Below are 7919 nucleotides of genomic sequence, written 5' to 3' on the forward strand. Positions count from 1 at the left end.
GGCAAAAGCCGTCCTGGAAGGGCGGGGCTTTGGACCTAGCTTTTTGGTAAAGGTATGGGCTCTAGGGTGGAATCTTGTCCGTGACGGGCCTGTAGGATCGGGTCAACCGGGAACGAGGACTGGCGCTGCTTCAGGATCGGGGAGAATGGATCCCTGTTGGAGCCTGTGAATGGCTGCCGGGGATAGGGGAGAAGAGCCCGGAAGGAACTCCGTCCCGCTAACCCAAGCGGGTGAGGTTGATAAGGCCGACTCGTGGAACTGAGTTGAGCAATTTTGGGGTGCAGAGCGTGTTGTCGATGAACCTATGGAGTGCAGGGCTGTTGGGCCTTACCTTCAGCTCACCGGGAGAATTTGTCTTCCGCTTTCCCCCCGGCACCCCGCTGGTGGGAGGGCTGGGCCTACGCTGGTATGGCCTATTGATGGCAGTGGCCGTGTTGGTCGGCTTGATCTTGACCAAAGCGTTGGCAGAATCTCGTCATCTAGAGAAAGAGCCTGGCAAAGCCAGTGAACGAGTGGAGCTACTGGCCCTGTGGTTGGTAATATCTGGGTTTCTGGGCGCCCGCCTCTACTACGTCCTCACCCACTGGTCAGAGTTCCAAGACAACCCCCTCTCGGCCTTTGCCATTTGGCAGGGGGGTCTCATCATCCACGGTGGGGTGTTGGCCGGCGCGCTTGCCCTTTACCTCTATTGCCGCACCACCGGGATCAACGGCTGGAAGTACGCCGATGTGCTCACGCCGGGGTTGATTTTGGGCCAAGCCATCGGGCGCTGGGGCAACTTTTTCAACTCTGAGGCCTACGGTGCCCCTATTCCTCCCGACAGCCCTTGGCCGCTGCGGGTGTACATTCCTCCCCAAGCCCGCGAGCCGGAATACAGCCAATTTGAGTTTTTTCACCCCATCTTTTTTTACGAAAGCGTCCTCAACCTGCTTCTATTTGCCCTCTTGATGGGAATGTTCTGGCGCTTTCCCAAACTCAAAGATGGCACTTGGGTTTGGACCTATGTTGTCGGCTATAGCCTGATCCGCATCCCCTACGAAATCTTGCGCGTGTCGGCGGTGGCCTATCTGCCGGGAACTTCCATCAAAGCCGCCTATGTAGCCAGTGGCTTGGGCTTGGTGATCGGGATCGGCATGTTGATCTACATGTACCGGCTGCGCTTCGACCCCGATTTGGAACAACTGGCAGCGTGGTTATCGGAGCAAGCGGGATTAGCGCCAGAAGCAGCCCAAAACCTTCTGGAACGGGCTTGGGCTATTCAACAGAGACATCGCCGCGCCGACCTGTTGGATCGTGTCACCCTCGCCATGCCCCACTTTCCCGGCACCCTTGCCCCTCACCTGTCTCTTGGCCAACGGGAGCTGCTCATGCGGCAACTGTTTTGTCGCCTGGAAGGCAGGGATCCCTCTGAGGAAGGGCTGGCCCAAGCCAGTTAGTGCCGTGGCCATCAGGCTGAATCAGGGTCATTCCCTCACCCCCAAGGAGAAAGCAGGGCCAGGGAGCAAAACCTTTAGGCCAGCAGACCTCGGGCCAGCAAACCCGCCCCCCCTCCCATCAACACCAACAGCCAAGTGGGCTGGCGAAAGCGCATCAAGGCAATGAAGGCCGCTACCCCGATCCCCAAAGCCACCAGCGAAGCGGGAGTTGTTTGTTGTAGCAGCGCATTTTGGGCCAAGGGCACTGTAGCCGCAGCAACAGCCCCCAGGGCCGTTGGGGTAATTGCCTGCAGGGATCCCTTCACCCAAGCATTGTGCCGTATGCGCAACAGAACCGGAGCTGCCAGCAGAATAAAGGCAAAAGAAGGGGCAAAGATGGCCACTGTTGCCGTCAGGGCCCCCAGCACCCCTGCCACCTTGTAGCCGATAAAGGCTGCCGTCAGCACCACCGGGCCAGGAGTAAATTGCCCAATGGCCACCCCATCCAAGAACTCTGTCGGCGTCAACCAGCCCAACTGATCCACCACCTCGTCGGCGATGAAGGGGATGATCACCAGCCCTCCCCCGAAGATGGTGCCGCCTACTTTCAGGAAAAACAAGGTCAAAGGCCAGAAATAGGCACCAATCCGCTCCAGACCCCAAAAGCTGCTCAGGATAAGGGTTTCCGGTGGAACCGTGGCCACTACCGTCTGGGCCAACGTCAATACTGGCCAAGGGAGTAAAATCGGGATCCCCGATAGTGGGCCTTTTTTGGGCCCATACAGCAGCAGCCCCACCAGAGCCGCCAGCCCGAACAGCAACAGGATATTCACCCCCCCAATCAGCAGCAGGGCAAAGGCCGCCACCGCGATCAGCCCCCGGCTCCAATCCTTCACAGCTTTACGGCCCAGTTTCCAGCAAAAGGCCAGGATAATGGCGATCACCACCGGGGCCACCCCAAAAAACATCCCCTCTAGCTGCGGCACCCCCTGAAAGCGAAAGTAAAGCCAAGAAAAAATCACCTCGATCACAAAAGCAGGGGCAATGAAGCAAATCCCCGCCAGCACCGCCCCCAACCAGCCTGCCCGCACATAGCCGACATAGATCCCCATCTGGGTAGAAGCTGGCCCTGGCAACATTTCACATAGGCCCACCCCTTCGGTAAATTGTTCCTGGCTCATCCAGCCCCGCCGGATCACCGCCTCATCGTGTTGCATGGCGATGTGGGCTTGGGGGCCGCCGAAACCCAGGGATCCCAGCCGCAGGAATACCACGGCAATCTCTTTCAGGCGCGTTGAAAGGGAGGGCAAGTTGTCGGGGGCGTTTTCCGGCCTGGGGAACTGACCGGGAGCAGACTCAGAAGACATGGGCAAAGCCCGGCAAGACAACCCCGCCTATCCTGCCATCTGTCCGGGATCCCTTCAAGAGGACAACACTCGCCCGTTTATCCTTTCACCCAAACTGCCCCCTCAGGTCTTCAGGCTTCGCAACCACTCTTCCAGAGCGCGGATCGGCGCGGGATCCCGGTAGACGCGATCTTGACGTGCTTTCACCTGCTGGCCCATTTGCTCTCGCCACTCTGGATCCAAGCCCAACTGACTGGCAATCTGGACGTATTCATCGAGGTTATGAGCGATGGTATCGAGAATCCCCATCTGCTGCAGGATGGCGTAGGTGTGGCGGCCCCGCATCAGGGATCCCGGCAGGGTGACGATGGGCAGCCCGTGGGGCAGGGCTTCCAGGGTGGTGTTGCCCCCTGACCAGCCGAGGCTATCCAGGTAAATATCCCCCAGGGCATTGTAGGCCGCATATTCTGCGGGGGAGAGTTCTGGTAAGAGCACCACATACTCTTCAGCGGCCAGGTCATAGGCTTGAAAGGCCCGCCGCATCCGTTGCCAAAAGCGCTCGCGGATCCCTTGGGAGAGACGGCCCCGCAAAAATAGAAATTGACACTTCCCCACTTCCCGGGCGATGCGGGGGAACACCTCGTCGTACTGAGGTAAGTACTTGAATAGGGATTGGGCGCAGAGGTAAAGCACCCTGTCGGGATCCACCCCCCAAGCTTGCCAGTCCACAGGGGCGGGGTCAACTTCTAGGGGAATATAGTAGGTGCCGATGCCAGGCAGGGGCAGGAGCTGCTCGGTGTAATGGCCGGCCCCGTCCGGCGGCTCCATCAGCTCGCTGCTGAGGAAAACGTCTATTGTCGGCAGGCCAGAAGTTTGCGGGTGGCCCCAGGCCGTCGCCTGTACCGGCGCCAAGCGGAGGGCGGCCAGTTGGGCACAGACCGGGTCAATGCCCACTTCCGGGTAGAGGAGCACATCCAGCTGTGCCTCTCGAATAGCCGCTTGCCATTCTTCTATGCTGCGGGATCCGGCCACAAAGTGCTCAAAACGAGGGGGCAGGGAGCACGTGACCTCATCTTGGATGACCGAGGTGTGGAAGCCGTAGAGGGCCACTTGAGCACGATTCAGGGCTTCTACCCAGCCGCGAGTCAGGATCTTCCAAACGGAGTGATCCCGAAACAGGCCGGAGACAATGCCCACCCGCACTCGGCCAGGATGTCGCTGCCAGAGGACGGAGGGCTGGGGATAGCGGGCCGCCATCACGTCCCTCACCAAGGATCCGTAGAGCTGCTGCAGATCGCGGTCGTTCTGGCCTTGGTAGGGCAAAAAGAAGGGTTGGACGGAGCCGATCCCGGCAGCTGCTCGCTCCAGGGTTTCGGGATCCCGCGGCAGGTGTTCCCAGCGGCCCTTCACCTGTTGTAGGGCTTGGCGGTAGCGCTCCCGAGCCACGGAAACTTGGTCTGCCGAGGCGTACAGCAAGGGCAACTGGCTAACACACCAGCCCAGGGCCGCGGCCAAGTCGGCGGGATCCGCTTGCCAGAGTTGGTAGAACAGCTCCGCCGCTTCCTCCTCCCGGCCACAATCCCGCAGCAGGATGGCCAGGGTGTAGGCGGCATCGGCAAAGTCCGGCTGCAGCTCCAGGGCCTGTCCCAAGGGGACAAGGGCCGCCTCCAAATCCCCCTGCTGCCGCAGCACCAGCCCCAGCTGGTAGAAGACTTCTGGATCCGGCCCCCCCTGCTCTAGGGCCAGTTGCAGGTGAGTTTTCGCCTCCGCCAGCTGCCCCGCCTGCTTGAGAACAATTCCCAAATTAAAGTGGGCGTCGGGAAACCAGGGCTGGTGGGCAAGGGCCTGCCGGATCAGGGCAATCGCGTCGTCCAGGGATCCCTGTTGCTGCCGACAGACCCCCAAGAGGTGCAGTGCCTCGGGGTGGGTGGGCTGGGCTTGCAGCACCTGCTGGTAAAGTGAGACAGCCTGTGGCCATTGCCCTGCCTGGTGATGGCGAACGGCTTGGGCCAACAGACGCTGCAGGTGCTCTCCTCTGTCCTTTCCAGCTCTGCCTAGGCCAAAGCCTTTCCCCGGTCCAGACACAGTGAGCTCCTCTCGCCGGCGGATCCTGGGCCTCTACCCCATCAGCCGTTGGGGAAATTGAGAAAGCCCGCCAAGGCCGGAGCAATCGGCAACAGGGTCATGACCATCAAAAAGAGGGCCAGCAATGCCAAAGCATCCCGCTGACCGTCGGTTTCAGTAATCTCATCCTGCGGTGGACGCTCTGGCTCGCGGGCGATGAACAGGATCAGCAGCGCCCAGTAGAGGGCCAAGACGTTGCTGATGGCCGCCACCGCCAAGGCAATCAGGGTGATGAAGGTGGCGCGGGCCGCCGTCTTCCGCCCGTACACCGCCTGCACAATGCGACCCCCGTCCAGCTGCCCTGCCGGCAGCAGGCTCAAGGCGGTGATTGCCAGGCCAATCCAGCCCACGGCAACAAAAGGATGAATGGGAACCAGCTCCGCCTGCAACTGGGATCCCAGCACCAGCCGCGCTAGGGTGCCTACCAGGATGGAGCTGCGGAAGATCTCCGTGGGCACATACAGACCCTCGGAGCCGGAGAGCTTCAGGCCAGCCAAGAGCACCAGCAGCGACAGGATCCCGCTCGCTGCCGGGCCGGCAAAGGCAATGTCGAAGAGGGCCTTGCGGCTGGGCACCGGCGATTGGATGCGGTTTAGGGATCCCAGCGTGCCGATCCCCAAGCTGGGGATAACAAAAGCAGGGCTGAGGCGCACGCCGTACTTGCCCGCCATCCAGCGGTGTCCGGTCTCATGCACCAGCAAGATGGCGAAGATCCCGGCCGCCACCGGCAGGGCTTCCACCCAGCGCCCTGGCGCATCCAACAGCCGGAAGCCCAAGAGATTGGCCCCCACCTCCAACGTGGCGACGAAGCTGAAGACCAGCAACGCCCCCGCCAGGATCTGCGCCCCCACGGAAGCGCGGTAATTGACGATGGGATCCGGCAAGACCACCACCGCCGGCTTTTCCGCCGGATCCTCCACCAAAAAGAGCTGGTAGCGACTGCCCACCTGCTCTTTGAGCTTCTCCACCAGCAGGGGTACCACCACCTCCGCCTCCTGGCGCAGGTTGCCCTTAAAAATCGCCCCTTCCCCATAGGGGACGGTCTCGGTGACGAAAAAGGTATCGAGGCCGAAAATAGACTGAATGGCCTGCAGATCCTCAGCGGAGATCCTGCGCAGAACCACCGTTGGCTCCGCCGAAGCCTGCGCCGGCGATTCTGCTGCAACTTCTGGCTGCTCCTCCAACTGGGCCAGCTGCTGCCGCCGCGCCTGCAGCTCCTGCTGGGCCAACTGGCGGGTCTTGCGCCCCACGGCAATGTAGAGCCCCGTAAACACTAGCAACAGCAGCAGGAAACCGGCAAAGTTGAGGTAGATTCCCAGCAGCAACAGCCCTAGGAAGACCACCCAGGGCAGCAGCAGCAGGGATCCCTGTAACCACACCCAAACGGCTAAGGATCCCCGCCGACGGGCTCTCCAGAAGCCCCAACCCAAAAAGGCCAGCGTTCCCAGCAAAAAGAGCGGCGTAATCTCAGCGGCAATGTTCATGGCTGACCTATGAGGCTGTACGGGTACCAAGCTGAGGGCAAGACGGCTCAAGCAGAAACAGCCGTTCCTTCAAAACGGGGCTCCGGCTGCTCCCACAGGTAGAAGCCAGCTTTCCGAGGTTTCAGGAGGAACAGCCGCAAAAACTGATAGAAGTTATCCAAGTAGAGGGGCAGCTTGCGCAAACCCTTGAAGGGGCCGGATCCCCGGGCAATCTCCCTCAGCTTAGCGTTGTTGGCCACGCACTTTTGCAGCCGCCGCACAAACTCAGGGTTTTCCACATCCAACACCACCGGGAACACCTTGGCCGCCTCGCGGTTGGTCTTGTAGATTACCTCCATGTCATAAGTATGGGGATCCAAGCCGATGAGGCGGTAGAAATCCGGGCGCTCTCCCACATCATTGAGGTACATGGTGGCGAACACCGACAGCAAGAAGAAGCGGCACCACAGCTTGGCCACCCATCCCTTGAGCAGCCGCGGCTGGCTTAGGAGCATGAGCGCAAAGAAATCGCCGTGGCGGTTCTCGTCCTGGCACCAGTTCTTGAAGAAGTTGAAGATCGGGTAAACGCGATCCTCGGGGTGGGCCTCCAGGTGGCGGTAGATGAGAATGTAGCGCCAGTAGCCGATCTTCTCCGAGAGATAGGTGGCATAGAAGATGAAACGCGGCGCGAAATAGGTGTAAGACTTGTGCTTAGTGAGAAAGCTCAGGTCGAAGGCCATGTTGAAGTCGCCCATGGCGCGGTTCAGAAAGCCGGCATGGCGGGCCTCATCGCGGCTCATCAGGGCAAAGCACTCGGCCAAAACGGGGTTGGTCTCTTTTAGCTTGCGCGACAGCTCCTTGTAGAGGAGAAAACCGGAGAACTCGGCTGTACAGGAGCGCTCCAAGAACTCCACAAACAACCGGCGCGCCTGCGGATCCAGGCGGCTTTCCCAGTCTTGGTTGAACTCCTCACCCCGGACGAAGTGATAGCGGTTGTAGTCGGCGCGAAACTCCTGCAGGATGGCCTGGAAATCGGCCTCTCGATCCCCTAAGCCCATTTTGCCGATGGCCTCGAAATCGGTGGTGTAGAAGCGCGGCGTCAGGATGGTCTCGGTGGGCACTCGCGCTTGAGTTTGAGCAGCTTGCAAACTGGGACTCATAGTGATTTAAAGCGGATGAAAAGGCCAGGTATACTCTCGCAGTTTACCAGCCTCTCTGGCCGTCGTGGGGATAAGAAGTGTTACCGGCAGGCTCTGAGAGATCCTTAAGACTCCACTGCCAGCGGCTGGGATCGCAAGGGATCCGTCAGCTCGCTGCCCTCCTCCGAAGGCGGGATCACCTGCCAAAACAGAGGCAAATAGGATTCCCAATTTTGCAGAATGCGCTCCGCTTTGGGGGAATGGGTGCGGCGATAGTGCTCCTGGATCAGGCTCTTCAGTTGTGCCTCTGCTGCTGCTGTCTGCACCCGCTGAATGCGCACGATCTCCCCGTTGACCTTGGCGGGGAAGTTGCCCTCCTCATCCAGCACATAGGCCAGGCCGCCGGTCATCCCAGCCCCCAAGTTGCGGCCC

The 7919-nt window shown here is 60.4% G+C and carries 6 protein-coding genes; 1 reads left to right on the top strand and 5 read right to left on the bottom strand.

Translation table 11 applies throughout. The features are described 5' to 3' along the window. The first annotated feature begins 296 nt into the window (after window positions 1–296). Window positions 297–1436 (top strand): prolipoprotein diacylglyceryl transferase, encoded by a 1140-nt coding sequence (lgt, locus tag NW815_RS10945; RefSeq protein ID WP_414350359.1) that lies wholly within the window; start codon window positions 297–299, stop codon window positions 1434–1436. Window positions 1437–1510: 74 nt separating this feature from the next. Here the strand turns inward: lgt and chrA are convergent, their stop codons facing one another. The 5 genes from chrA to NW815_RS10970 all read right to left on the bottom strand — a co-directional run. Beyond that, a complete protein-coding gene (chrA, locus tag NW815_RS10950) occupies window positions 1511–2782 on the bottom strand; it encodes a chromate efflux transporter (RefSeq protein WP_011432884.1) in 1272 nt (423 codons plus the stop codon). Window positions 2783–2884: 102 nt separating this feature from the next. Continuing rightward, window positions 2885–4846, bottom strand: a complete 1962-nt coding sequence (locus NW815_RS10955) for a tetratricopeptide repeat protein (protein ID WP_414390073.1) — start codon at window positions 4844–4846, stop codon at window positions 2885–2887. A 41-nt stretch (window positions 4847–4887) separates the two neighbouring features. Further along, on the bottom strand, window positions 4888–6369 hold the full coding sequence (locus NW815_RS10960; protein ID WP_414416005.1) for a site-2 protease family protein: 1482 nt from the start codon (window positions 6367–6369) through the stop codon (window positions 4888–4890). Between the two features lie 47 nt (window positions 6370–6416). Next, the gene (acsF, locus tag NW815_RS10965) at window positions 6417–7508 is read right to left on the bottom strand and encodes a magnesium-protoporphyrin IX monomethyl ester (oxidative) cyclase (RefSeq protein WP_414387950.1); all 1092 of its coding nucleotides are present in this window, start codon (window positions 7506–7508) and stop codon (window positions 6417–6419) included. A gap of 104 nt (window positions 7509–7612) precedes the next feature. Further along, a partial coding sequence (locus tag NW815_RS10970) for a hypothetical protein (protein ID WP_414416006.1) occupies window positions 7613–7919 on the bottom strand: 307 nt, incomplete at its 5' end.

This window comes from Synechococcus sp. R6-7 (assembly GCF_047461695.1).
GTDB lineage: Bacteria > Cyanobacteriota > Cyanobacteriia > Thermostichales > Thermostichaceae > Thermostichus.

Coding starts and splice junctions, on each gene's coding strand:
- lgt (WP_414350359.1), top strand. CDS start 297: ATGAACCTATGGAGTGCAGGGCTGTTGGGCCTTACCTTCAGCTCACCG.
- chrA (WP_011432884.1), bottom strand. CDS start 2,782: ATGTCTTCTGAGTCTGCTCCCGGTCAGTTCCCCAGGCCGGAAAACGCC.
- NW815_RS10960 (WP_414416005.1), bottom strand. CDS start 6,369: ATGAACATTGCCGCTGAGATTACGCCGCTCTTTTTGCTGGGAACGCTG.
- acsF (WP_414387950.1), bottom strand. CDS start 7,508: ATGAGTCCCAGTTTGCAAGCTGCTCAAACTCAAGCGCGAGTGCCCACC.